We start from the raw sequence: 23,939 nt of genomic DNA on the forward strand, positions 1-23,939 counted from the left end.
CCCTGAACATCTGGGGTGGGCTTTATTTTAGGTCAGCAAGATTGACTTAGCTCGCGCCGCTGTCATGATCCACGACATGGTTGCGGGTGGAGAATCAGCGCATGTGGGATCAAATATTTTCGTCGCGGATGTCGCGGATGACGGCTTCTGAAATCCGCGAACTTTTAAAGCTGCTGGACCAGCCGGATATCATTTCGTTTGCGGGTGGTATTCCCGACCCGAAACTGTTTCCGGTCGCTGCGTTTCAGGACGCGTTTGCCGAAACGCTTGGCCCGGTGACCCAAAACGAGGCGCTGCAATATTCCGCGAGCGAAGGGTATCCGCCACTGCGTGACTGGATCGCGGCGCAAATGGCCAAGCTGGGTATCCCCTGTACCCGTGACAACATCCTGATCACGTCCGGGTCGCAGCAGGCGTTGGACTATCTTGGTAAATTGTTTTTATCGCCGGGTGATACCGCGCTGGTGACGTGGCCCACATATATGGGCGCGCTGGGCGCATTTAACGCCTATGAACCGCGCTATGACCGTCTTACACCGCATGGGAACCGCGCGCCGGACGATTATGCGCAGGTGGCGGGTGAAAATGGTGGGCGGGTCAAATTCGCCTATGCTTCAGTCGATTTTGCGAACCCGACGGGTGAAACAATTGATCGCGCCGGGCGCGAAGACATCTTGGCGCTTGCCGATGACCTGAACATCGCCGTGATCGAAGACGCGGCCTATCAGTCGTTGAGATTTGACGGAGAGGCGGTGCCGCCGATCTTGGCGCTAGAAATCGCCCGCAAGGGCAGCATCGAAGATTGCCGCACCGTCTATTGCGGAAGTTTTTCCAAGACATTGGCCCCCGGTTTACGGGTCGGTTGGGTCTGCGCGGCAAAGCCTGTGATATCGCGGTTGGTGTTGATGAAACAGGCAGCAGATCTGCATTCATCGTCAATCAATCAGATCGCGATTGCCAAAGTCGCGACCACGATTTTTGATGAACATGTGGAAAAATTGCGCGACACCTATCAAAAGCGCCGCGATTATATGTTGGACGCGCTTGCGCGCCATATGCCAAGCACTGTCAGATGGACAAAGCCTGAAGGCGGGATGTTTGTTTGGTTGACCTTGCCCGACGGAATGGACGGCGCGGCATTACTGGCGAAATCGCTAGAGACGCAGCGCGTGGCCTTTGTGCCGGGCCGGGCGTTTCATGCGGACGGGTCAGGGGCGAACACCATCCGGCTGAACTATTCGCTGCCGAATGAGGCGACGATCGAAGAAGGCATCAGACGGTTAGGTGTGTTGCTGCGCGCCTAGCCGCACCTGCGCAATCACACCAGCGGTCCGCAATAGCAGCGTCTTTTCGCCAGGCGATACGTCACAAAGCCGCCTCTGATGCCACCAGTGATGACGCTGCACGCGGGCTGCGCGGACGGGCATCATTGGTGAAATTCGGGTCGCCAAAATCTGAATGCGTCATTTGCCTTAAACGATGCGGTGGCCTGCATCGGTGATGGCGGCCGCCAATGCGGCGATATGGGATGGACCCACTTCGCAACACCCGCCGACAATTGTTGCCCCTTGCGCGATCCACCCCATGGCGTGTTCGGCATAGGCCGCAGGTGTCAGGTCTTGTCGTGCGGACAAGCTGTCGACGGTTGGCTTGTCCTTCAGAAAGTCGTTCGTGATTTGCGTGAACCCGTTGGCGTAGGCGCCGAACGGCAGGTCGCCTTGCGCGAATAGATCAAGCGTGGCGCGGATGGCTTCGGGGGCGGTGCAGTTGACCAGCAAGGCGGCAGCGCCTTGCACCACATCAAGCACCTTGGCGACAGGTTCGCCGGATCGCAGGCGCGTGCCATCGGTGTCGTCCACGGTCACTGCCAGCCAGACAGGTTTGCCCGCTGTAAGCGCCCCCGCAAGAACAGCGCGGGCGTGGTCCACGGATGCCACGGTTTCGCAAAGGATCAGATCAACGCGGGGGGCCATCAGTGCTGCGGCTTCGGCATAAAGCGGGATTGCCACATCGGGCGTAGGGTGAATATCGGGGCGGTAAGACGCGATAAGCGGACCAATCGCACCAGCGATACGCCCGACACCATCGCAGCCTGTTTCTGCTTCTGTCAGAGCGCGATCATAAAGCGATTGGAATTGGTCGGCATATGGTGTCCCGGCCAACCGATCCCGATGAATCGCGTATGTGTTGGTTGTCGCAACAGTCGCGCCCGCGTCACGATAGGCGCGGTGGACGTCGGCGACCATGCCGGGGTGGTCCAACATGACTTGGGTCGCCCAAAGCGGCGTCGCGCGGTCGCCCGAGCGGCGGACCAGCTCTTGGCCCATACCGCCATCCAGCAAGGTGATATCTGTCATGAGCGTGTCCTTAGATGAGGTGCGGGATTCAGTAGACGGGCGGCGAAATGACCCAGATAATTTCGCAGGGTATATCGCCGGGGTTGCGCCAGCGAAAGGGGTCGCCGCGCAGCCGAAAACTGTCACCGGTGGTCAGGCGGAAATGCTGGTCCGCGATCCAGATATCGAAGGTTCCGGTGATGATGTAACCGATTTCTTGGGTAGGACGGGCTATCGGCGTTGTGATTTCAGAGCGGGGTTCGAACCGACTGTGAATGACTTCAAAGTCGTCAGTCAGGTCTGGTGACAGCAGGCCTTCGGTCAGACCATGAGCGCGGCTGCCGATCGGACGGCGTGCATTGGCGCGCACAACCACGCCTTCTTCGGCCGGGTTCGTCGTGGATTGCAGCAGGCTTGATATCGCGACATCCATTAGGTCAGCCATGAGCGCAAGATCTGACATTGTCGCGCTGGAAATGTCCCGTTCCACCTGGCTGAGCCAGCCAACCGAACGCCCCATCCGGTCCGCGAGGTCCGCCAGCGTCATGCCACGCGATTTACGCAGCGCCCGAATATCGGCGCCCAACGTCTTAAGTGTTTTTTGGGTATCAGGCATAAAGTCGCCCCATCAGATTACGGTTATTGAAGGAATGCATCGCGGGCGACTGTCTTGCAAATTGCCGGGCAAATCAATCTGCGGCTTCAGGTGCCGAAGGTCGCCCTTAGAATCGCGCTTAGCATGTCCGCGTCCTTTTGCGTAAAGGCGTCGGGCAGGTCGCTGTCGATGTCGAACACACCTATCACGGCGCCAGATCGATCAAATACGGGTAACACCAATTCGGACCGGGTGCTGGTGGCGCAGGCGATATGGCCCGGGAACGCGTCGACGTCGGGAACAAGCTGGACCTGACCGGTCCGTGCGGCCGCCCCGCAAACACCACGTGTAAACGGGATTGTCAGGCAGCCATGCCCGCCTTGGTAGGGGCCGATTTTTAATAAGTCTGGTTCCGTGACCCGGTAAAATCCAGTCCAGTCAAAACGGTCGTCGCTGTGATGAACTTCGCATGCGACGGTCGCCATCAGCGCAACGGTGTCGGTTTCGCCGTGGGTAAGGGCGGCGATAGTTTGGGCAAGGGTATCGTAGTCGACGCGCATTGGTCAGGGATCCTTTTGGCGGTATCAGGCTTCTTTTTTCTGCAACACGAGAAAAGTCATCATGCCCAGTGGAGGAAGCGACTTTTGTTCAATAACAGTCAGGTCGGGCTGCTTGAGAACGGTGCCGATTTCAAAGTCCGAATGCCAGCCCAGAAGATTGGCAAACGGTGCAGTCAATCGTTCGATCCGGGCCAGAAAACCTGTTTCTCTTGCGAAATGATTGGTGATGACGATCAGGCCGCCCGGTTTGCAGACCCGCGCCATTTCGGCCATGACGCGTTCGGGTTCGGGCACAACCGATATGATGTGCATCGCCGCGATGATATAAAATGATGCATCCGAAAAATCAAGCTGGCGTGCATCCATCTGCCGCAGACTTTGTACGTGATTTAAGCGAAGTTGTTGCACTTTGGATTGTGCCTTGGCTAACATGTTGTCGCTAAAATCAATGCCCGTGACAGCCAGATCGTGGCGGTACATTGGCAAGGCCAGCCCAGTGCCAACACCGACCTCTAGTACATTTGTGGTGTTTTGCCCGTTGATGAATTCGACCGCAGCGCGGCGCCCCACATTTGTGATTGCCCCAAATGTTTTATCATAGACAGGCGCCCACCGTGCGTACGACGTTTTGACGGCATCAATTTCCACTGTACTATCCTTTGGTGTTCTTTGCGTTGCGGGATGTGCGGTATGCCCATGCAAGGCAACTGATATATGCTAGCGTCAGCAAGGTGAGCGTCGCCCAGATATAGGTCAGCAAAGCGGCTGCCAAAACGGACGCACCCAGCAGGAAATACTTGGCGTCGGCGCGGTCGATTACCATATTTTTGAATGAATACGTCGGGATTCGACTGATCATCAGTAAACCGATCAGGCAGATATGACATGCAACAACTATCGGTGGCATCAACGGAAAATCCGCAACCGCAAACGAAAAAACCATCGGCAACATGACCAGGATCGCGCCTGCGGGTGACGGAACGCCGACAAAAAATTCGCCGGACGCCTTGTCATTGTCTGCACGACTGCTGACGTTAAAACGTGCAAGGCGTAACACGCAGCAAATGGCATAAAACAGGACTGCGATCCAACCCGTGCTGCGTAAATCTTGCAGTGCCCAACTGTGCAAAATCAGCACCGGCGCCACACCGAAATTTACAAAGTCAGCCAATGAATCGAGTTCGGCACCGACAGGGGTGGAACTGTTCATTAAACGTGCAAGCCGTCCGTCCAGACCATCAAGCACACAGGCCGCCAGCACAAGACGAACCGCCATTTCAAAGTTGTGTTCGTAACCAAATCTGATTGCGGTCAGTCCTGCGCAGATTGCTGAAATTGTCAGCAGGTTGGGCAGCAGGTGGATAAGACGAATGTTGTGTTGTTTGGTGGTGTCTGATGGCTCAGGCATCGGTTAGTCCGCCCGGGTCAGGCGTGCGGCTTCGGTCGCGGTCAGGTCGGCAAGGACGGTTTCGCCTGCAACCATGGTCTGACCAAGATTAACCATCGGTTCCACGCCATCGGGCAAATAAACATCTAAACGCGAGCCAAAGCGGATCAGGCCAAACCGCTCGCCTGTGCGCAATGTGTCGCCCTGATCTGAAAAACACACAATCCGGCGCGCGACGAGGCCTGCAATCTGCACCACGGCAATCTGCCGGCCATCGGCCATGTCAATGCACACGCTGTTGCGTTCGTTATCGGCGCTGGCTTTGTCCAGCGACGCATTGAAAAATTTCCCGGGCCGATAGGCGATCGCCGCGATTTTACCGGCGATAGGGGCACGGTTTACGTGGCAATTAAAGACGCTCATGAACACGCTGACACGGGTCAGGGCCATATCGGGCATGCCAAGTTCGGCAGGTGGAACCGCCTTTTCAATCAGCGAAACGATGCCATCAGCCGGGCTTACGATAAGGCCGGCGCGTGTCGGGGTGACGCGCACAGGGTCGCGGAAAAAGTAATAACACCAGATCGTCAAGCCCACGCCAATCCACCCTAAAAAGGAGGCTATGAGAAAGAGAATGACCGTGATGGCGGCGAAGATAGCGACAAACTTACGCCCCTCGGGGTGCATAGGCTTTAAGAATGTGTCGCGCATTTTCATCGAGATATCGCTTTTTTGCTATCAACAACCACTACCTATCCCGATCGGTGCCATGCTCGCAACAAGATATGATACCAGCGCATGAACGCCAGAGTCGGACATCAGCAGATACCGGGAACGGTAGCCGTCGCTATTCAGGAATGAATATTGCCAACTGCGCCCATCCGTGCGGATTACAGCGCAGGGGTGAACTGCGGGCTAGGATTTGTATGGCGAGCGGGCTATTGAAAAAGAAAACGAATGAGGTCGGATCATGGGCAGTCGTGCTTTTGGGGTTATTTTTGCAGTCTTATTTGCCGCCAGTTGTGGTGAATTGGCGGGGGATCGTACCGTTGTTCAAAACACGGGGCCGGATGAACTGCTGAAGCTGAGGGCAGGTCCCGGGCTTGGTTACCGTGTTGTGCTAGGCTTGCCGGATGGCACCGCGCTGAACCGCCGCGACTGTGTGACAGAACTGGGCCAGTTGTGGTGCCGGGTCTCGCTTGCGGATGCGCCCGGTGTCACGGGCTATGTTTCGGCGGATTATCTGTCGGGGCGTTGGGACCAATAACCAACGCGGCCCCATTGCGCTTGCGGAATAATCTCTTACCGTAGCGCAAAACATTGGGGGGACAGTATGCGCGATTTTCACAAGCCCGGTCGATCGGCCGTTTACGCAAGCAACGGCATGTGTGCCACGTCGCATCCGCTGGCCGCAAAGGTTGCTGTGCAGATGTTGGAAGCAGGCGGGAATGCCGTTGATGCGGCGTTGGCCGGTGCAGTTTTGTTAGGTATTTGCGAACCACAGATGACCGGTATTGGCGGTGACTGTTTTGTCTTGTTGACCCCGCCGGGCGAAGACCGCGTTGTTGCGCTGAATGGATCGGGCCGTGCGCCTGCGGGTTTGGATCCGGATGCGCTGCGGGCCAAGGGTGCCGTGGTCGCCCCCTACAGTGTCGACGCGGTGACCGTCCCCGGAGCGGTTGATGCCTTTTGCCGCCTGTCAAAAGACTGGGGAAAATTGGGCCTGAAGGCTGCGCTTGCCCCTGCGATCCATTACGCCGAAGCCGGGGTACCCGTCGCGCCGCGCGTGGCGTCGGATTGGGTGCTTGGCGCCGCCAACCTGTCAGGTCGTGCGCGTGATCTGTTTTTGCTGAACGGACAGGTGCCGCAGCCGGGCCAGATGTTCCGCGCACCCGGACAGGCCAGGGTGTTACGCGCAATCGCGATGGACGGCCGCGCCGGGTTTTACGAGGGCGACGTCGCAGAAGACATGGTGATCAGCCTGAACGCGCTTGGTGGTACCCATACGCTGGATGATTTTGCCGCGACAGCCTGCGATTACACCGATCCGATTTCCGGCGGTTATGGCGGCCTTGATCTGTATGAACATCCGCCAAACGGGCAGGGCGCCACGGCGATTTTGCTGCTGAATATACTGAAACATTTCGACATCGCGGGGATGGACCCGTGGGGTGCCGAACGCGCCCATATCGAGGCCGAAGCGACCAAGCTGGCGTATGACGCCCGCAACCGTTTCATCGCGGACCCGGATCATACCACGCGGGTTGACCATATGATGGCGCCTGAAACCGCAGCCCAACTTGCCGCGCTGATTGATCCAACCAAGGCAATGCCTGCGGCGGCCCCGCTGACTGAATCTGTGCACAAGGACACGATCTATATCACCGTCGTCGACAAGGACCGGATGTGCGTGTCGCTGATTTATTCGGTGTTCCATTCGTTTGGATCGGGAATTGCATCGGACAAATATGGCGTGCTGTTCCAGAACCGTGGCGCCGGGTTTACGTTAGACCATGGTCACCCGAACGAGGCAGGCGGCAACAAGCGCCCGATGCACACGATCATTCCCGGGTTGCTCAAGAAAGATGGCAAACCTTATATGCCGTTTGGCGTGATGGGCGGTGCGTATCAATCGACGGGCCATGCCCGGTTTGTCAGCAATATCACCGACTTTGGCCTGTCCCCCCAGGACGCGATGGACGCGCCCCGCTGTTTTGCGGATGGGGACAAGCTGAACGTTGAAAACGGCTATAGCGATGCCGTCAAAGCCACCCTGCGCGAGATGGGCCATAATGCGCAAACGCCTGATACGGCTATTGGTGGATCACAAGCAATTATGATCCATGCAGACGGTGTACTGGAAGGTGGCAGCGACCCGCGCAAGGACGGCTGTGCGATCGGGTATTGATCGGCGCGCGGGTGCTACGCCGCCCGCAGCGACCGCAAAAACAATCCGACGCCGCCGACGAGCAGCACGAGGATGACGATCAGGTCAAAGGCGCTCATGCGTTCCAGTTGCAGGGTCATGTTGGCGATGACCCCGAAGACCAGCGCGACCATCGCCGCGCCTGCGATACCCCAGCCTAGCCAGTTGCGGGAATTATAAAAAATCATGCCAACCCCGAACATAAACGGGATCAGCACCATGCCGGACGTAATCGAAACGCCGCCGATTCCAAAGACCCGCGATCCGATCCCGAAATTGGGCCGTACCACGATCCCATCCAGCAGCAGATAGCCACCGCCGATCATCATGATCACCCCGATCAGAAAACTGCCCGTTCCGCCGTCTGTTCCGCCCGCGCCGCGTTGTGTCATCGTGCTTGTCCTTACTCGTGTTGATCAGTGTTTAAGGTAGCACGGGGGGTAATGCTAGGGTCTGGTCGATGCCCGCAAGTTATCCATCAGTGCGGTCAGCATCTTGACCGAGCGTTCGTCAGTCAGTTTGTCGTTGGCGTCGAACTGATTACTGCTGTCGGCAATCATCACCTCTGGTCCCTGCAAAATGCGGGGTTGGAACATGACCATGGCAAGGCGCAATGAAAACTGCGCCCGATCGCCGCCGGCTCGCCCATCGGCGGCGGACATGATCGCGACGGGTTTGTCTTTCCATGGCCCGCCTTTCGTGCGGCTGACCCAATCAAGCGCATTTTTCAGCACGCCGGACAGGGCTTTGTTATATTCCGTGGTGGAGATGATCACCGCATCCGCCGCTGCGATCTGGTCGGCCAGCTTTTGCACGCTGGCGGGGATACCTTCCGCGGCTTCGAGATCACCGTCATAAAGCGGCAGCCGCAAGTCGCCTTCGATAAATGTGTCGGGCGCAAAGATGTCGGCAGCGCAGCGCATCAGCTTGGTGTTTGTCGATGCCTTGCGCAGCGAACCTGATAGTCCAAGAAGTGTGGTCATGGCGTGTCCTTTCATGTTTGACACAAAGCTAGGCCAGACTACACCTCTTGCCAGTGTGTCGGCGCATTCTCTTGCCACTTCTTCTGGTGCAGCAGCGGCGTATCGTCATCAAACGCCGCTTTGCCAAGGCAAAGATACCCCGTGAGCTGCCAGTGATCCGGCACGCCAAGCGTCTGCGCGACAGCGTTCGGGTCAAGGATGGAAACCCAACCAAGCCCGATGTTTTCCGCCCGTGCCGCAAGCCACAGCGTATAGATCGCGGTCACGGTGGAATAGCACAGCATTTCGGGCATTGTTTGGCGCCCCAATCCGCGCCCCGCGCTGGGGTTTCCTTCGGTGAAGACCGCCAAATGCACCGGGGCTTCGTACAGCCCGGCGAGTTTGAGGTTGGCGTATTGGGTGCGCGTATCAGCATCATAGATCGCGCCTGCGGCTTGATTGGCCGCTTCAAAATTGGCGATAATGGCAGTGCGCAGTGCGGGTGTTTTGACCTGTAGCACGCGCCAGGGCCGCGCGTTACCAACGGAAGGGGCAAGGTCCATCGCCTTGCGTAGGCGCGCCATGGTGGTATCGGCGATCGGATCGGGCAAAAAGTGCCGCACATCGCGGCGCCAGCGCATAACATCATAAAGCGCGTTTCTGTGGTCAGCGGTCAGATGCATTCAGCAGCGTGTCCTTTTGCCTTGCTGGATTGGACAAAATGCCGCGACCCCTGCGGTGGCGACCACGGCAGTTTCGCCGGTTTCAAGGATCAGCATGGCCTCTTTCTGAAACCCAAAGAATTCGGCGGTATGCATTGAATGCTGCAAAGGCGCACGCTGCTTCGCGCGCAGAGCGGCTTGGGTGTCATCTTGGCGGCGCAGGCGGGTGCCCATGCCAAAATCGGTCAAAACGCGTTGGATCGCCATTGGATCAGGCCCTAAAGGTGGTTCGTACCCTACCCTAGTCCATGACGACGTCTAGCGCGAGAACTGTCGTGTTTTTGGATCCCACGTTAGCCCGGTGTTATTTGCCAACCGCTTGCAGCTGTCATCCAGCCCCAGCCGGTTCGACCAGCTGGCCATCGACCTGACAGGAATGGCATGGATGTCGCCAAATCCGTCGACCAACACGCATTCCAATGGCTCTAATCCGCTGCCGCTGTCGCGATGGCCGAACACAAAGTTTTTTGGATTCATGTCGCTGGCCCGGATATTATTTTTATAGAGACGCGTCATCGTGTCATTCAGCAACGCGATGTGCGTGTCGTTCAGTTTGTCGCCCTTCACCAGCGCGTCAAGCGTTGGACCAAGCGACCCATCAGGGTTCATCACCCGTTCCGTCAAACACCCCAGCCCAAGGTCCGTCGAGACAAACCCATACATATGCGACATGGGGGCGTGAAAATCAGGTTCGGGGTGCTGCAACATAATGCGCAGGTATTCGCTGTATTCCTTGCGGATTTGCCGCAGGCGCGTGCTGGGAAACCAGCGGTCGATGACGCCATTAAAATTGCGCCGCAACGGCATATCTGCCGCACGCTTCATCACCTTGATCAGTTTGGTTTTGTCATTCGGGTGCAAGTAGACAGCACGCTGCACGCCGCTCGCGACGAGGTGGATGGGAAGGATATGCAGCGCAGTTGTCATAATTCAGTTACATAAGAACTAAACGAATGAGTTCAAATCAATTTGCCGTGTGACTGGTCAAATTGTAAGGCGTCCCGCGCTATTTCCTAAAATTCCACGCCGATTTGCGCCTTGATCCCTGACCGGAACGGGTGTTTGACCAGCTCCATTTCCGTCACGAGGTCTGCAATCTCGATCAGGTCTGCGTGGGCGTTGCGGCCCGTCAGAACCACATGTGTCATGTCGGGTTTTTGGGTGGCAAGGAATTCGACGACTTCGTTGATATCGACATAGTCGTACCGGATCGCGATGTTGATTTCGTCCAAAAGCACCATTGTGTTGGTTTCATCAAGGATCAGCTCTTTGGCTTTGGCCCATGCGGCCTGTGCCATTTCGATGTCGCGCGATTTGTCTTGGGTTTCCCAGGTGAACCCTTCACCCATCGTGTGGAACGCACAGGTGTCGGTGAATTTGGCAAGGATCAGATCACGTTCACCTGTCGACATGCCGCCTTTGATGAACTGCACGACGGCACATTTCATGTCATGGGCAATGCAACGAAAGATCATGCCAAACGCGGCAGAGGATTTCCCTTTGCCTTTGCCGGTATGCACGATGATCAGACCCTTTTTATCGGTCTTGGTGGCCATGATTTTATCGCGGGCGGCCTTTTTCTTGGCCATTTTCATCGCGTGGCGGTCGGTGTCTTCGGTGCTGTCTGTCATTTTGATGCCTTCTCGTTGCGGACAAGGTGACGTTTGTGGCCGCATGTTGCAATGCATCTTAAGAAAAATTTAACCAAAGACCCGTCACCCTAGCGGAAAACGAGGGGGAAATATGATGCGATATTTTAGTTGTGCCGCGGCGCTGTTGATGTTGGCTGGATGCAACACGCCACCGTTGGGGTTTACAGGTGTCGCAGCGACGCGGGTCACGGTCGAACAAAGCACATTTGACGTGCGGATCAAGGATGATCGCGCCAACGCGATCCGGTTGAACCGTGAATTTGCGCCCAATCTTGCGGCGGTAGCCCCGCGTGCTGGTCAGGCGATGATGCAGGTCAGCGGCTGTGATATCGTGCCGGGCAGCATGACGGGCGATGCGTCAGTTGTGACCGCCCGTCTGACCTGTGGTGGGCCTACTGGAACATCAGAGTGATGGGGTTGTAGCCAAAATCATCTGTTTCGTTGTTGCGACGGGCTTCGTTCACGGCGCCGATCACAAGCGCACCCAACAGCCCGGTACCGGCAGCCGTGGCACTGCGTTGCTGGTTGGTCAGATTAACTGCATTGATCGTGGCGGACTTGGTGCGACCATCGGGGGCGGCACAGGCGATGTAGATTGCGGGCGAATCCGGCCCGTAATCCGGAACGATGATGTTTGCGGGTGTTTGGAACGACGCAGTATACAGCCCGGCATCCAAATTACAGGTTGATCCCGGAATTTCACCGTGCCCTTGGCCTTCGCGGGGGCCCGAGGTGCGTACAGTCAGGATTTCTTGACCACGGAACCGGGGAACCGGATTGCCAGCAGCACGTGCGCGCCCGTAAACATCAAGCCCAACCGCCCCGCGCGTATCTTTCGCGGTGACTGGAATAGGAGGCTGCGTGATATCCATCACCGTACACCCAGCCGCCAACGCGGCGACGCAAACCATAGAAACGAATTTTTTCATAAATCTCACTCATTCAGTTAATATCCATCACAGGCTGTGTGATCGCACTCCGGGTATACCAGCAGCGGATATCACGGAAAGTTGAAATCCGGGAAAAGTCCCTGCCGCACGCCACTGTGCGCTAAAAGTGCTAATTTTGTCGCTATGTGGGCGCTGCCGTGACATCGCGCCGAAACGTGATGGAGGTATCGCGATCATAGCCTGCGTGGCGGGTGCGCGCTATTTCCGAAAAACCGAGCGTTCTGAAGATGGCGTGGTTTGTTGTCAGCTCGATGCGCGTTTGTAAGGTGACGCTGGGCAGATGCAGCGCGCGCGCCCTTTCGCAGGCGAAATCCACTAGACACCGGGCATATCCGCGGCCTTGGGCGCGGGCGTCGCAAGCAAGTTTTCCAAGATAGAGCGTATCTGACTGGGGCGTCAGGATAACACAGGCGCGCGGTGGCTTCCCCAGGGCCCAAATCTCGCTGGTTTTGGTTTGGTGTTTCAGGCTTTGAAGGGTCAGCAAATGCATGGATGACGGCGGATCGACCACGCCATCCATGTATGCAAAGGCGCGGCGGATCAACGCGTGCACGGCGGGCAGATCGGGGTCGATGGCGGTAATGCGGTGCGGTGTTAGCCGGATCATGGTCGCTCCGTCGCTTCACGCCAAATTGCACGTTTGCGCAGGATCGAAAGCAGCGGCGCGCAGCCTGCCACGATGGTGATCAATGCTGCGCGTTGTTGGTCTGCCGATTGCCCGGCATAATGCAGATGATCCACATGCACCCCCAAAGTGTCGACCTGTCACGTGGATTTAAACCCACCCTACGCCAGCAGTCCAGCAATGCGGGCGCGCGCCGAGTTCGATTTGGGTTGCCACAGGTTGCGGTCAATCGCCTCTTGCAGGCGTTCCGCGATTTCGCGCAGTGCCGGAGCATTCGCATCCGCGATAAAGTCACGGGTGGCATCGTCTTTGATAAAAGCCTCTTCGACCAGATCAAAGTGGTGATTGCGCACCGCACCAGTCGTCGCGGCGAATGCGAATAGGTAATCGACAGTCGCTGCAATCTCAAACGCACCTTTGTAACCGTGCCGTTTCACCCCGTCGATCCATTTGGGGTTCACCACGCGCGACCGCACAACCCGGCCGATTTCATCCTCGAGCGTCCGGATCAATGGGCGTTCGGGGCGGGAATGGTCGTTGTGGTAGATCGGCCGGTCACGGCCTTGCAATGTGCTGATTGCGGCTGCGGCGCCGCCTTCGAACTGGTAGTAATCGTCGCTGTCCAAGATATCATGTTCACGATTGTCCTGATTCTGCACAATCGCTTCGGTTTGTGACAGCCGCGCCTCGAATGCGCTGCGGGCGCGGGTGCCTTCGGCGCCAGAGCCATAGGCGTAACTGCCCCATTCAAGATAGGCTTCGGCAAAGTCCGATTTATCATTCCAAATGCGTTCGTCGATCAACGCTTGCAAGCCCGCCCCATAAGCCCCGGGTTTGGCGCCAAACACGCGGGCTTGGTCTTCGCCTGATTTGGCGCGCGCGGCTGCCGGGTTAAGGTCGGCGGGTTCGTCCAAGGCCTGTACGGCGCGCGCTGCGGAATCGACCAGCGCGATCAATTGCGGGAAGGCGTCGCGAAAGAAGCCGGAGATGCGCAGGGTGACGTCGACGCGGGGGCGACCGAGGATAGATTGTGGCATGACTTCAAAGCCAGTTACCCGGCGGTTCGCGCTGTCCCATGTAGGCTTGACGCCCATCAGCGCGAGCGCTTGCGCGATGTCATCGCCACCGGTACGCATATTGGCGGTGCCCCAGGCTGTGATCAGCATGGTGCGCGGCCAGTCGCCTTGGTCTTGCAAGTGTTTTTCGATCAGCAGGTTCGCGGATTTCCAGCCTAGCTTCCACGCCGTCGGGGTGGGAACGGCCCGGCTATCGACAGAGTAGAAATTGCGCCCTGTTGGCAACACATCCATCCGCCCGCGTGTGGGCGCACCGGACGGGCCCGGGCTGACGAAGTGCCCCTTGAGGGCGGTGAGGAGGCCCGCCCCTTCGGCTGCGCCGCAGGCTTGGATAGTGGGCAGGATTGTGTGCGTGATCTCGTCAAGGACGGGTTGTGACGCGCGTGGGTTATCACCCACGACGCCCCACCCCCCATCCCGCAGGAGCGTTTGGCAAAGGTGTTCAAGCCGTTCAATCGTATCGCCGTTTGTGCGCCACGGCGTGTCGTTTTTGAGGTGACCCGGTTGTTCCGGGGCAAGTGCACCCATGTCGCAATCAAGTGGATCGATGCTGATCGCGAGGTCTTTGGCGACGGCCCGCAAAAGCGAGGCGTTTTTTCCTTTGCCGTCCCCGCGCGGGACGCGGGCGAGCGCGATAGCAAGGTCGCGTTCTTGTTGGCCGGTTGGGGATTGCCCAAAGACATGCAGCCCGTCACGGATCTGCGCCTCTTTCAACTCGCATAGATAGGCATCGAGTTTTCCTAGATCGCCGTCACTGTCACCGGTGAATCCTGCGTCCAGAGAGAGGCCTGTGACCTCTGATAATGACAGAATTTCGCGGCGCAGGTGGTCGATGCGGCGTGGATCGACGCCGGCGGCCTCGTAGTATTCGTCTACCAGTGCTTCAAGGTCGCGCAGTGGGCCATAGCTTTCGGCGCGGGTCAGCGGCGGGGTCAGGTGGTCGATGATCACGGCGCTGGTCCGCCGTTTGGCTTGGGTGCCTTCGCCGGGGTCGTTAACGATGAACGGATAGATGTGGGGTGTGGGGCCGAAAACTGCTTCGGGCCAACATGTTTCGGACAGGGCCACGGCCTTGCCCGGCAGCCATTCGAGATTGCCATGTTTGCCCATGTGTACGATCGCATGTGCGCCCCAATGGTGCCGCAGCCAGAAATAGAAAGCGAGGTAGTTATGCGGCGGCACGAGGTCGGGCGAATGGTAGGTCTCTGTCGGGTCGATGTTATAGCCGCGTGCCGGTTGCAGCCCGACCACCGCGTTACCGAAGCTGTGGATTGACAGGGCGAAGCCCTTGTTCGCCTCCGGCGGGAGTATTTCGGACAAAGCGATGAACGGGTCGCTTTCGGGGGGGCCCCAGAGGTTGTTGATTTGCTCTTTGACCTCCCACGGCAGGGCGTCGAAATGGTGTTTGTAGATGCCGAGGGGAAGGAATTCACCGCCCTCTTTGTCGGCGCGGTCGGTGAGCCAGTTCGTGGGGCCGGACATGATTTGCGACATCAGTGCTGCGCTGTCGGCAGGTGGCGTGACGGCGTAGCCTTCGGATTTGAGTAGGTTGAGTGTGTGAACTGTCGCTGCGGGGGTATCAAGGCCGACCCCATTTGCGAGCCGCCCGTCTTTGTTAGGGTAGTTGGCGAGGATCAGTGCGACTTTTTTGGCGGCGGGTGGGGTCTGACGCAGGTTGGCCCAGTTTTTGGTCAGTTGCGTCACCCAGTCGATCCGGTCGCCTACGGCCTGATAGGTTGCGATGGGACATTCGGTGGCGTCATCAAAGAAGGCTTCGCCTTTGAACGAGATGGCACGCGAAAGGATGCGGCCGTCGACCTCTGGCAGGGCCACGTTCATGGCGATGTCGCGGGCCGTGAGCCCGTGTTTGCCGTCGCGCCAGGACGTCTCGGACGCGCCCGACAGAATGACCTGAAAGATCGGCGCGTCATTGGCCAGCAGCGGATTTGTGGGGCTGTCGTCGCCGTCGTGCGGGCTGCCGACGGCGAAGGCCGTGCAATTAAGGATCACCGCAGGGGGCGCTGCCGCGAACAGTTGGTCAAGCGTCGCCCTGCTGACCGGATCTTTGAGCGATGCGACAAAGATTGGCAGCGGGTTCAGGCCCGCGCGCGACAGGCTGCGGGTCAGCCGGTTTATCGGGTTCAGACCACCGCCTTGCACCAGTGCGCGGTAAAAGACGATCGGAATAATGGGTGCATCTGCGGTCCATTGGGAGCGGGCTGTTTCGAGATCAGCAATACCAGCCCCCGGCCAATAGACCCCGCAGCGCAACAGCGGGCTTGCGGCGGTAGGTTTTTCACTGCCGTCGCGCATCGCCTTGGCATAGGTTAGCAGATTGATGGAGTTATGCGGCCCGCCTTCCACAAAATAGGACCACAGCGCGTCGTAATCCTGACCGCTGACGGTCGAGAGGGCGCGCAGTTCGGGGTCTGGTTTATCGTCGCCGGGGAGGGCGACGAAGGGCACGCCGGCCTCGTGAAGGCGGGCCGCGTATTGCACCAACCCGTATTTCCAATACCCCGCGCCACCAAGGATACGCGCGATCACCAGCCGCGATTTTGTGGCGCAGTCGTCCAGATGCAGGTCTACCGACATCGGGTGTTGCAGGTGCATCATGTTGGCCAACCGCAGGGTTGGCGGGTCGGCCATTTCGCTGCGCGCCTCGGACAGGGCAGCCAGTTCGGTATCGGCGGCGGAAATGATCACCACATCGGCGGGGGTTTGCCCAAGATCGACGGGTTCTGTCCCGTCAGAGATTGCGCCGGGGGTTGCAGCAAGCAGGTGCATTAGGTTTTGCTCCGTGTTAATGGCAGCCCAAACAAAAGGTAGAGACGATGGACTATAACGCTGCAGGAGCACCAAAAATGGGCAAGAACGCACCGAAACATAACGAGCATAACGCGCCCGGTTCTGCAAAGAAGCCGTTCGGCCAGCGCCCCAGCAAAGAAGAGCTGCTGGCCCGGATGAAGGCCGCGGCTGAGGCGAAGAAAGCCAAGTAAGCTCACAGGTTTTTCTCCATGAAAATGGAGCTTTGAGCCTCGGGGTAGTCACCGAATGGTCCGCAGATGCTGAACCCGTGTCGCGCATAAAGTTTATGCGCGGCATAAAGCAGATTGCCGGTTTCGAGCTTTAGCTGTGCCAGATTTTCATCGCGCGCCTGATCTTCGATTTGCCGCATCAACGCGTCGGCAACACCGGTACCGCGCGCCGATTCGTCGACGAACATCGACTTTACTTCCCCATAGCCATTTTTGATCGCAAGCGCGCCAGTTCCGACGATCGGGTCACCGACGCGTGCCGTGAAGAAATGGATATGCGGGGCGACCAGTTCGTCGATTGACAGGAAATAGTTTTCCTCTGGTGGGAACAGCGATTGCATGAGCGCATGACTTTGCCGGAGCAAGGCGCTGGCCTGTGGGTCGTGTGGGTCTGTGCGCGCGATAATGATCATGCTTGCAGGGCGGTGATAATTGCGGCCTGATCAAGGCCTGTTTCGCCGATGACGACCAAACGGGTTTCGCGTGGTGCGTCGCCGAAAGGTTGATCAAAATACGTATCGACACGCGGACCGACGGCTTGCAGCGTCATGCGCATCGGTTTGTCTGCCACGGCGACAAACCCCTTGAGCCGCAGAATGTTGTTGGCCCGGATGGTTTGCGCGACTTGATCGGCAAAGGCTTTGGCATCGGTCACTTCGCCCCGGCTGACGATGAAGGATTCGAATTCATCGTGGCCATGGTCATGCGCGTGATCATGATCATGGTCGTCTTCATCATCGTGGTGGTGATGGTGGTGGATTTCGTGCCGCGCAGACAGATCGGATTCAGCGCCGATCCCTTGGCCGAGCAAAATATCGACGGGCAGGGCGCCCATCGCGGCGCGCACGACTTGCACGCCTGCGCGGCTTTCGGATTTCAGGCGCGCGATCAGCCTGTCGGTTTCGGCGGCTGTCAGAAGGTCGGATTTGTTGACCACGATCATATCGGCGCAGGCAATCTGGTCTTCGAACAGTTCCGACAGCGGCGTTTCGTGGTCAAGATTTTCGTCCAGCGCGCGTTGGGCATCGACAGCAGCCACGTTATGCGCGAATTGCCCGTCGGTGACGGCGCGCCCGTCAACAACGGTGACAACCCCATCAACGGTGACTTTTGTCGAGATTCCGGGCCAGTTGAACGCCCGGACCAACGGCTGCGGCAGCGCCAATCCTGAGGTTTCGATCACGATGTGATCGGGTTTGACGTCTCGGGCCAGCAAGGCCTCCATCGTGGGGATGAAATCGTCGGCGACGGTACAGCAGATGCAACCGTTCGACAGTTCGACGATATCATCTTTCGAACAGACCTCATCGCCGCAACCCTTGAGGATATCGCCATCGACCCCAAGGTCGCCAAATTCATTGATGATCAGGGCGATCCGCTTGCCTTGGGCGGTTTGCAGCATGTGACGGATCAGTGTGGTTTTTCCGGCACCAAGAAAGCCGGTGACAACAGTGGCGGGGATTTTTGCGGGCATGGGGTGTTTCCGTTTCTATTGGCGCTTGCTAAGCATTCAAGATGAACAAGCGGCTGACAATTTGCGCGACATGTGAAGGGCCGGGAAAGGCCTTGGCGAATGATTTGCGTGCAGTCCTACCCGACTGGGATGTGAAAATGCACGCGTGTTTTTCCGTGTGTTCGCAGCCCTTGGGTCTGTCAGTGCAGGCCGATGGCAAGGCGACGTATTTGTTTGCAGGCCTGACGCGCGCGGATGTGGATGATCTGGTTGCATTTGCGGCCTTGTATGATGCGGCACCCGATGGCTGGATTGATGATGCACGCCCGGCGGGCCGTGTCAGGTTCTGCCTGAAAGGTCGGGTGCCAGCATAATAGGTCATGGTATCACGACATCTGCTGTGATGGCTGCGTCGTTGATCGCCCATGTTTCATGGTCATTTGTGCTAAGGATAACCTGAATCACCGCACCGTGCGGGACTATTGGTACATGTGTCCAAGGGCCATAGGCACGCATGATTTTTTCGCCGTTCACATAGATATGCGCGTGTCCGGTTCCGGGCATTGATGGTGTGTCGACACGATCAGGCGCCCATACAAAGCCCGTGGTGAGAATTTGCAGGTTCACACCCGCATCATCAGGGGCACGGGTAAAGGCAAGGCGAAGATCAGGCGACGCCCCCTCCCAAGCCTGCAAGGCGCTGTGGTTGTGTTCACCGTTTGTGTGGTTTGCGTGGTCATGTGGTGCCGGTGTCACGCCGCCTGCGGCTAAAAAGCCCCCACCGACCCCAAAGACCAATCCGATGACGAAAAGAAGAAGGGGGCGCATGTTATACGCCCTCGCCTTGTTGGGGTGTCCAGAGGGCACCCAGAAGCAGACCCAGCACGGTCCAGGCGACCAGACCGACACCAAGGGCGCGGGACGCAAATTCTGCACCCAATTCAGGCGGGGCCGGGCCTGTTAGAGTATCAGGGGACGGCGCGCCGATGATATGCGGCGCGGCCAGCAGGACAATCGCGATGCCCCACATGGTCCAGTTGCGCCCGAACGCGACCAGCCAAAGCCCGCCTGCGGTGGCCGCAACAGTGGCATACCACCAAAGCTGGCGTTCACCCAAATCACCTGCGTTCATACCCGGCAATTCCGGCGGGAGCCCGAAGGCTGGCGCCAATTGGGCGGCGATGAAACCTGCGATGCCCCAGAGCAACCCGACGCGCGGGCTGATCGGATGCCCGCGTTCTTCGGCGAGCGCAATAAATGACAGCAAGATCAGTGCGTACCCACAGTAGGTGAGCGCCGAAAAAATCACGCTAAGCCCATCACGGGTCAGGTCCATGCCCGCGGACGCCGGGGCCCGCGCCGCAGTCACTGTGCCGTCAAAGTGTGTTAAAACACCGGATTCAAAAAGTTCTGCGTGCAGCAAAATAGGCTGCACAAATGCAAATTGAAGCAGGGCGGCAATCAGCCCCGCACCAAAGCCAGCGATCAACGCGCTGGTCACAATTTTCTGAAACATGGCTTAGTGGCAGGGAAAGCCGGTTGTGTGACGCACGTCATGTGCCGCGTCATGCAGGGTCGCTGCCTGTACGTGACCAGCCAACGTGACGATCCCGATGCCAATGAACGCAGTCGCGATGATCGAAAGAACGTTTGTGGAAACGCGTGATTTTACCAAAGTCGTCATATCTTGCTCCTAGTCCCGTCACACCCGACGGGTTTGATTTCCGGTTGCAAGGCTGGTCTCCTGGCTTGCGGGTCGATGCACCTTGCTTGCCTTCCCAGGTTTCCCCAGTGGCGTCGTGAACAAGGCACTCTCCGCTTACAGTCGCGGGGGCGGCTGTGGTGGGGGCCTCCTATTCGGATCTGCCCGTCCACATTCCCATTTCATCCCCCGACGCTTGGCGTCAACGGGGGAACCGTGCCCAGCCGTTGTGCGCTGTTGCGCGGGGCTGCGTCAAGCGCGAATACGACAACTAAGGTGTTTGCAGCGGTGTGGATCGTGCTGTTTGATCAGATTCTGAAAAATTTGATGTCTGTGGCGCGTGTATCTGGGCGCCTTGGAAGACGGGTTAGCGCAATATCTTGGGGATAACTGCGCGGAACATGGCAGATGCAGGGGGGGCGCCGTTGACAGGTTGCCGGATCGCAGGACATGGTTCGAGTCCAAAAGGAATCATGAGGACCTGCCGCCTTGCGCTTTAGCAAATTGCGTCTGAATGGCTTTAAGAGCTTCGTGGACCCCACCGATTTGATCATTGCGGATGGTCTGACCGGCGTTGTGGGGCCAAATGGCTGTGGGAAATCCAATTTGCTCGAGGCGCTGCGCTGGGTCATGGGCGAGAATCGCGCCAAGGCAATGCGTGGCGGCGGTATGGAAGATGTGATTTTTGCGGGGGCGTCCACACGCCCGGCCCGCAACTTTGCCGAGGTATCGTTGATCATCGACAATGGTGACCGGCTGGCACCCGCGGCGTTTAACAACAATGACCAGCTTGAGGTGATCCGCCGGATTACCCGTGATGCCGGATCGGCCTATAAGGTCGGCGCGAAAGACGTGCGTGCCCGTGACGTGCAGATGTTGTTCGCCGATGCCTCGACCGGTGCGCATTCTCCGGCGCTGGTGCGACAGGGCATGATTTCTGAACTGATCAATGCCAAACCCAAATCGCGCCGCCGCATTCTGGAAGAAGCGGCGGGCATTTCGGGGCTGTATCAGCGCCGTCACGAGGCCGAACTGAAACTAAAAGGTGCGGAAACCAATCTGACCCGCGTGGATGACGTGATCGAACAATTGGCGGCGCAACTGGGTCAATTGGCCCGCCAAGCCCGTCAGGCGGCCCGTTACCGTGAAATTGGCGAAAAGCTGCGCCGTGCCGAGGGTATGTTGCTGTTTCGCCGCTGGAAGGAAGCAGATGAGGCGCTGGCGGCTGCGGGTGCGCAGTTGCGCGAACTGACCACCGCGGCGTCCCAAGCAGAACGTGCGGCGCGCGATGCAGCCAAGGCCCGTGTCGTCGCCGAGGATGCCCTGCCGCCGCTACGCGAGGAAGAAGCAATTGCATCGGCGGTGGTTCAACGGTTGCAGGTGCAGCGCGACACGTTGCAAGACCAAGAGGACCGCGCCATCGAGATGATCGGAACGCTGCGCAGTCGCATCGATCAATTGTCGCGCGACATGGAGCGCGAAGCCGGTTTGAACAAAGATGCCGATGAAACCATCGCGCGTCTTGAATGGGAGGCCCGCGAGATCGCCAAGGCCGGAGAGGGCCACGATGCCCGCCTTGAAGAGGCCCAAGAGGCGGCGCGTGAAGCGGCGCATGTGCTGGAGCACCGAGAGGCGGATTTGACCGCGTTGACAGAGGACGTGGCAAGGTTGGCGGCCCGTCACCAATCGGCGCAGCGTCTTGTTGCGGACAACCGTACGACGATGGAAAAAAGCGAGGGCGAGGCCCTGCGCGCGAAGGCCGCGATGCAAGAGGCCGCAAGTGCGCTTGCGCGGGCCGAGGCTGATTTTACGGCGGCGGGCGCAGCAGAACAGGCGGCGGTTGCTGCGGCAGAGGCCGCAGACACGGCATTGGCCGAAGCCGAAGCCGCCCGTGCCGATACCCAATCCCGCGAAAGCGATGCGCGCGCCTTGCGGTCCGCTGCCGAGGGAGAGGCGAATGCCTTGCGTGCCGAAGTTGGTGCGCTTGCCAAAATGGTGGAACGCGATACCGCAGCCGGTGGTCAGGTGCTTGACCTTCTGCGGGTGCAGGCGGGGTATGAAAAGGCATTGGGCGCTGCATTGGCGGATGACCTGCGGGCGCCGCAAGTGGATGACGCGGGAAAATCTGGCTGGGCGATGTTGCCTGCGTATTCTGCCGCGCAGCCGCTGCCCGCGGGTGCTGACCCTTTGACGCAGTTTGTGACCGTGCCGGATGTGTTGGCCCGCCGGATGAGCCAGGTTGGGTTGGTTGCTGTGGTTGATGGACCGCGGTTGCAGACCGACCTGAAGCCGGGCCAACGGTTGGTATCAGCCGAAGGTGATCTGTGGCGTTGGGACGGTTTTCGCGCAGGGGGAGAGGACACGCCATCCGCAGCAGCCTTGCGTTTGCAACAGTTGAACCGTCTGACGGCGTTAAAGAGCGAACTCGAAGATGCGAACGCCGTCGCAGAAACGGCTGTCGAGGCGCATGAAACGCTGACCCTTTTGTTGCAGCGGCAAACCGATGCCGACCAAGCGGCGCGGGCGACCCGCCGTGATGCTGACCGTATGGTCGCCGAGGCGAACCGTGCGGCCAGCCGCGCCGAAGCAGAGCGCAACCTGTCGGAGGGCAAGTTGGAAAGCCAGGGGCTTGCGTTGCGCCGTCATGAAGAAGAAGCAATGCACGCCCGTAACGCGTTGGCCGCAGCCGAGGCAGCAGCCCGCGAGCTGGGTGATCTTGGGGATGCGCGGGCCGCTGTTGAAGACGTGAAAATGACCGTAGAGGCGGCGCGGATTACGATGATGTCGCACAGGTCCGCAAGTGACGAGGTCCGCCGTGAAGGCGAGGCCCGCCTGAAACGGTCGCAGCAGATCACCAAAGAAGTGAGCGGCTGGAAGCACCGGTTGGAAACGGCGAACAAGCGCACGGCCGAACTTGCGGAGCGCAAGGTACAGTCCGAGGACGCGCTGCGCGAGGCGAGCGAGGCCCCAGAAGAGATTGCCGCAAAACGGGCCGAGCTGGCCGATGCGATTGCCGAGGCCGAGGAGCGACGCAATGCGGCGTCGGATAAATTGGCGGAAGGGGACGCGGCGCTGCGCGAGGTCGGTCATCACGAACGCGAAGCTGAACGATTGGCATCCGAAGCCCGTGAAGCCCGCGCAAGATCCGAAGCGCGCGCAGATGCGGCGCGTGAAACCGTCGCCTACGCCGCTGCGCGAATAATGGAGGCACAGGAGGTCACGCCCGCAAAGCTGTTGGAAACGCTAGAGATGTCGGTCGAGGATATGCCGCCTTCGGACACCGTTGAGGCGGATGTTAATGCGCTGAAACGGCAGCGTGACGCCTTGGGTGCCGTCAATTTGCGCGCGGAAGAGGACGCCAAAGAGGTGCAAGTTGAGCATGATAATCTGGTGTCTGAAAAAACCGATCTTGAGGCGGCGATTGCGGCATTGCGGTCTGGTATTGCCAGCCTGAACAAGGAAGGTCGCGAGCGATTGCTTACGGCCTTTGAGCAGGTGAACGAAAACTTTGGTCTGCTGTTTACCCATCTATTTGGCGGTGGCGAAGCCAAGCTGGTGCTGGTTGAATCAGATGACCCGCTGGAGGCCGGGCTAGAGATCATGTGTCAGCCACCCGGCAAGAAGTTGAGTACGCTGTCGTTGTTATCGGGTGGTGAGCAGACCCTGACCGCGCTGGCGTTGATTTTCGCGGTGTTCCTTGCGAACCCTGCCCCGATTTGTGTGTTGGACGAGGTTGATGCGCCGCTGGATGATGCCAACGTCACCCGGTTTTGTGACCTGCTGGACGAGATGTGCCGCCGTACGGACACCCGTTTTCTGATCATCACCCACCATGCTGTGACGATGAGCCGGATGGATCGTCTATTTGGCGTGACGATGGGAGAGCAAGGGGTGTCGCAGTTGGTGTCGGTCGATTTGAAAAAAGCGGCGGCGATGGTGGCGTGATGTCGTGCGG

Annotated in this window: 27 protein-coding genes and 1 riboswitch; of the genes, 7 read left to right on the forward strand and 20 right to left on the reverse strand. The window is 58.7% G+C overall.

The window, feature by feature from the left end:
• The first annotated feature begins 101 nt into the window (after positions 1-101).
• Entirely contained in the window at positions 102-1,304 is a 1,203-nt protein-coding gene (locus ACXJGX_RS12725; protein WP_474782234.1) for an aminotransferase-like domain-containing protein, read from the forward strand.
• Between the two features lie 168 nt (positions 1,305-1,472).
• Here ACXJGX_RS12725 and ACXJGX_RS12730 read toward each other — a convergent pair whose 3' ends face one another.
• The 6 genes from ACXJGX_RS12730 to ACXJGX_RS12755 all read right to left on the reverse strand — a co-directional run bounded on the left by ACXJGX_RS12730 (position 1,473) and on the right by ACXJGX_RS12755 (position 5,595).
• Positions 1,473-2,357, reverse strand: coding sequence for a homocysteine S-methyltransferase family protein (locus ACXJGX_RS12730; RefSeq protein WP_474782236.1), 885 nt, complete (start codon positions 2,355-2,357; stop codon positions 1,473-1,475).
• A gap of 28 nt (positions 2,358-2,385) precedes the next feature.
• A complete protein-coding gene (locus ACXJGX_RS12735) occupies positions 2,386-2,952 on the reverse strand; it encodes a helix-turn-helix domain-containing protein (protein ID WP_474782238.1) in 567 nt (188 codons plus the stop codon).
• Positions 2,953-3,038: 86 nt separating this feature from the next.
• Entirely contained in the window at positions 3,039-3,491 is a 453-nt protein-coding gene (locus ACXJGX_RS12740) for a GAF domain-containing protein (RefSeq protein ID WP_474782240.1), read from the reverse strand.
• Positions 3,492-3,515: 24 nt separating this feature from the next.
• Positions 3,516-4,139 carry a class I SAM-dependent methyltransferase gene (locus ACXJGX_RS12745; RefSeq protein ID WP_474782242.1) on the reverse strand — a complete coding sequence of 208 codons (624 nt, stop codon included), beginning with the start codon at positions 4,137-4,139 and terminating at the stop codon, positions 3,516-3,518.
• Between the two features lie 4 nt (positions 4,140-4,143).
• On the reverse strand, positions 4,144-4,899 hold the full coding sequence (pssA, locus tag ACXJGX_RS12750) for a CDP-diacylglycerol--serine O-phosphatidyltransferase (RefSeq protein WP_474782244.1): 756 nt from the start codon (positions 4,897-4,899) through the stop codon (positions 4,144-4,146).
• Between the two features lie 3 nt (positions 4,900-4,902).
• On the reverse strand, positions 4,903-5,595 hold the full coding sequence (locus ACXJGX_RS12755) for a phosphatidylserine decarboxylase (RefSeq protein WP_474782246.1): 693 nt from the start codon (positions 5,593-5,595) through the stop codon (positions 4,903-4,905).
• A gap of 253 nt (positions 5,596-5,848) precedes the next feature.
• Here ACXJGX_RS12755 and ACXJGX_RS12760 point away from each other — a divergent pair, with 253 nt between their 5' ends.
• Together ACXJGX_RS12760 and ACXJGX_RS12765 are read left to right on the forward strand one after the other, a co-directional pair.
• Complete coding sequence (locus ACXJGX_RS12760; protein ID WP_474782248.1) at positions 5,849-6,145, forward strand: SH3 domain-containing protein; 297 nt, start codon at positions 5,849-5,851, stop codon at positions 6,143-6,145.
• Positions 6,146-6,211: 66 nt separating this feature from the next.
• The gene (locus ACXJGX_RS12765; RefSeq protein ID WP_474782250.1) at positions 6,212-7,786 is read left to right on the forward strand and encodes a gamma-glutamyltransferase family protein; all 1,575 of its coding nucleotides are present in this window, start codon (positions 6,212-6,214) and stop codon (positions 7,784-7,786) included.
• A 14-nt stretch (positions 7,787-7,800) separates the two neighbouring features.
• Here the strand turns inward: ACXJGX_RS12765 and ACXJGX_RS12770 are convergent, their stop codons facing one another.
• The 6 genes from ACXJGX_RS12770 to cobO all read right to left on the reverse strand — a co-directional run bounded on the left by ACXJGX_RS12770 (position 7,801) and on the right by cobO (position 11,119).
• Positions 7,801-8,196: a hypothetical protein gene (locus ACXJGX_RS12770; RefSeq protein ID WP_474782252.1), complete on the reverse strand. Its 396-nt coding sequence runs from the start codon at positions 8,194-8,196 to the stop codon at positions 7,801-7,803.
• A 54-nt stretch (positions 8,197-8,250) separates the two neighbouring features.
• Positions 8,251-8,787 carry an NADPH-dependent FMN reductase gene (locus ACXJGX_RS12775; protein ID WP_474782254.1) on the reverse strand — a complete coding sequence of 179 codons (537 nt, stop codon included), beginning with the start codon at positions 8,785-8,787 and terminating at the stop codon, positions 8,251-8,253.
• 38 nt (positions 8,788-8,825) lie between these two features.
• Positions 8,826-9,449: a 5,6-dimethylbenzimidazole synthase gene (gene bluB / locus ACXJGX_RS12780; protein ID WP_474782256.1), complete on the reverse strand. Its 624-nt coding sequence runs from the start codon at positions 9,447-9,449 to the stop codon at positions 8,826-8,828.
• Positions 9,450-9,695 (reverse strand): Lin0512 family protein, encoded by a 246-nt coding sequence (locus tag ACXJGX_RS12785; protein WP_474782258.1) that lies wholly within the window; start codon positions 9,693-9,695, stop codon positions 9,450-9,452. It lies immediately after the preceding gene.
• Positions 9,696-9,746: 51 nt separating this feature from the next.
• The gene (locus ACXJGX_RS12790; protein WP_474782260.1) at positions 9,747-10,415 is read right to left on the reverse strand and encodes a YrbL family protein; all 669 of its coding nucleotides are present in this window, start codon (positions 10,413-10,415) and stop codon (positions 9,747-9,749) included.
• Positions 10,416-10,501: 86 nt separating this feature from the next.
• On the reverse strand, positions 10,502-11,119 hold the full coding sequence (gene cobO / locus ACXJGX_RS12795) for a cob(I)yrinic acid a,c-diamide adenosyltransferase (protein WP_474782262.1): 618 nt from the start codon (positions 11,117-11,119) through the stop codon (positions 10,502-10,504).
• Positions 11,120-11,231: 112 nt separating this feature from the next.
• Between cobO and ACXJGX_RS12800 the strand changes: the two genes are divergently transcribed.
• Positions 11,232-11,552: a hypothetical protein gene (locus ACXJGX_RS12800; RefSeq protein WP_474782264.1), complete on the forward strand. Its 321-nt coding sequence runs from the start codon at positions 11,232-11,234 to the stop codon at positions 11,550-11,552.
• Here ACXJGX_RS12800 and ACXJGX_RS12805 read toward each other — a convergent pair.
• The 3 genes from ACXJGX_RS12805 to cobN all read right to left on the reverse strand — a co-directional run bounded on the left by ACXJGX_RS12805 (position 11,533) and on the right by cobN (position 16,578).
• Positions 11,533-12,069, reverse strand: a complete 537-nt coding sequence (locus ACXJGX_RS12805; RefSeq protein WP_474782266.1) for a hypothetical protein — start codon at positions 12,067-12,069, stop codon at positions 11,533-11,535. The two genes, ACXJGX_RS12800 and ACXJGX_RS12805, sit on opposite strands and share 20 nt — an antisense overlap.
• A 142-nt stretch (positions 12,070-12,211) precedes the next feature.
• The gene (locus ACXJGX_RS12810; protein ID WP_474782268.1) at positions 12,212-12,697 is read right to left on the reverse strand and encodes a GNAT family N-acetyltransferase; all 486 of its coding nucleotides are present in this window, start codon (positions 12,695-12,697) and stop codon (positions 12,212-12,214) included.
• 179 nt (positions 12,698-12,876) lie between these two features.
• Complete coding sequence (gene cobN / locus ACXJGX_RS12815) at positions 12,877-16,578, reverse strand: cobaltochelatase subunit CobN (protein WP_474782270.1); 3,702 nt, start codon at positions 16,576-16,578, stop codon at positions 12,877-12,879.
• 47 nt (positions 16,579-16,625) lie between these two features.
• Here cobN and ACXJGX_RS12820 point away from each other — a divergent pair, with 47 nt between their 5' ends.
• Positions 16,626-16,790: a hypothetical protein gene (locus ACXJGX_RS12820; RefSeq protein ID WP_474782272.1), complete on the forward strand. Its 165-nt coding sequence runs from the start codon at positions 16,626-16,628 to the stop codon at positions 16,788-16,790.
• A gap of 2 nt (positions 16,791-16,792) precedes the next feature.
• On the opposite strand, the gene ACXJGX_RS12825 is transcribed toward ACXJGX_RS12820, so the two are convergent.
• Together ACXJGX_RS12825 and cobW are read right to left on the reverse strand one after the other, a co-directional pair.
• On the reverse strand, positions 16,793-17,242 hold the full coding sequence (locus ACXJGX_RS12825) for a GNAT family N-acetyltransferase (RefSeq protein ID WP_474782274.1): 450 nt from the start codon (positions 17,240-17,242) through the stop codon (positions 16,793-16,795).
• Complete coding sequence (gene cobW, locus ACXJGX_RS12830) at positions 17,239-18,303, reverse strand: cobalamin biosynthesis protein CobW (protein WP_474782276.1); 1,065 nt, start codon at positions 18,301-18,303, stop codon at positions 17,239-17,241. The genes ACXJGX_RS12825 and cobW overlap by 4 nt, the downstream gene beginning before the upstream one ends.
• A gap of 41 nt (positions 18,304-18,344) precedes the next feature.
• Between cobW and ACXJGX_RS12835 the strand changes: the two genes are divergently transcribed.
• On the forward strand, positions 18,345-18,656 hold the full coding sequence (locus tag ACXJGX_RS12835) for a DUF1636 family protein (protein ID WP_474782278.1): 312 nt from the start codon (positions 18,345-18,347) through the stop codon (positions 18,654-18,656).
• 4 nt (positions 18,657-18,660) lie between these two features.
• Here ACXJGX_RS12835 and ACXJGX_RS12840 read toward each other — a convergent pair whose 3' ends face one another.
• Genes ACXJGX_RS12840 through ACXJGX_RS12850 form a run of 3 tightly spaced genes read right to left on the reverse strand, consistent with a single transcriptional unit; the run spans position 18,661 to position 19,966 of the window.
• Positions 18,661-19,110: a hypothetical protein gene (locus tag ACXJGX_RS12840; RefSeq protein ID WP_474782280.1), complete on the reverse strand. Its 450-nt coding sequence runs from the start codon at positions 19,108-19,110 to the stop codon at positions 18,661-18,663.
• 1 nt (position 19,111) lies between these two features.
• Positions 19,112-19,798, reverse strand: coding sequence for a CbtA family protein (locus ACXJGX_RS12845; RefSeq protein WP_474782282.1), 687 nt, complete (start codon positions 19,796-19,798; stop codon positions 19,112-19,114).
• Positions 19,799-19,801: 3 nt separating this feature from the next.
• Positions 19,802-19,966: a CbtB domain-containing protein gene (locus ACXJGX_RS12850; RefSeq protein ID WP_474782284.1), complete on the reverse strand. Its 165-nt coding sequence runs from the start codon at positions 19,964-19,966 to the stop codon at positions 19,802-19,804.
• A gap of 33 nt (positions 19,967-19,999) precedes the next feature.
• Positions 20,000-20,216: riboswitch (cobalamin riboswitch) on the reverse strand.
• A 257-nt stretch (positions 20,217-20,473) separates the two neighbouring features.
• Between ACXJGX_RS12850 and smc the strand changes: the two genes are divergently transcribed.
• A complete protein-coding gene (gene smc / locus ACXJGX_RS12855; protein ID WP_474782286.1) occupies positions 20,474-23,929 on the forward strand; it encodes a chromosome segregation protein SMC in 3,456 nt (1,151 codons plus the stop codon).
• The last annotated feature ends 10 nt before the right edge of the window (positions 23,930-23,939 follow it).

This window comes from Yoonia sp. SWMV100, assembly GCF_056108365.1.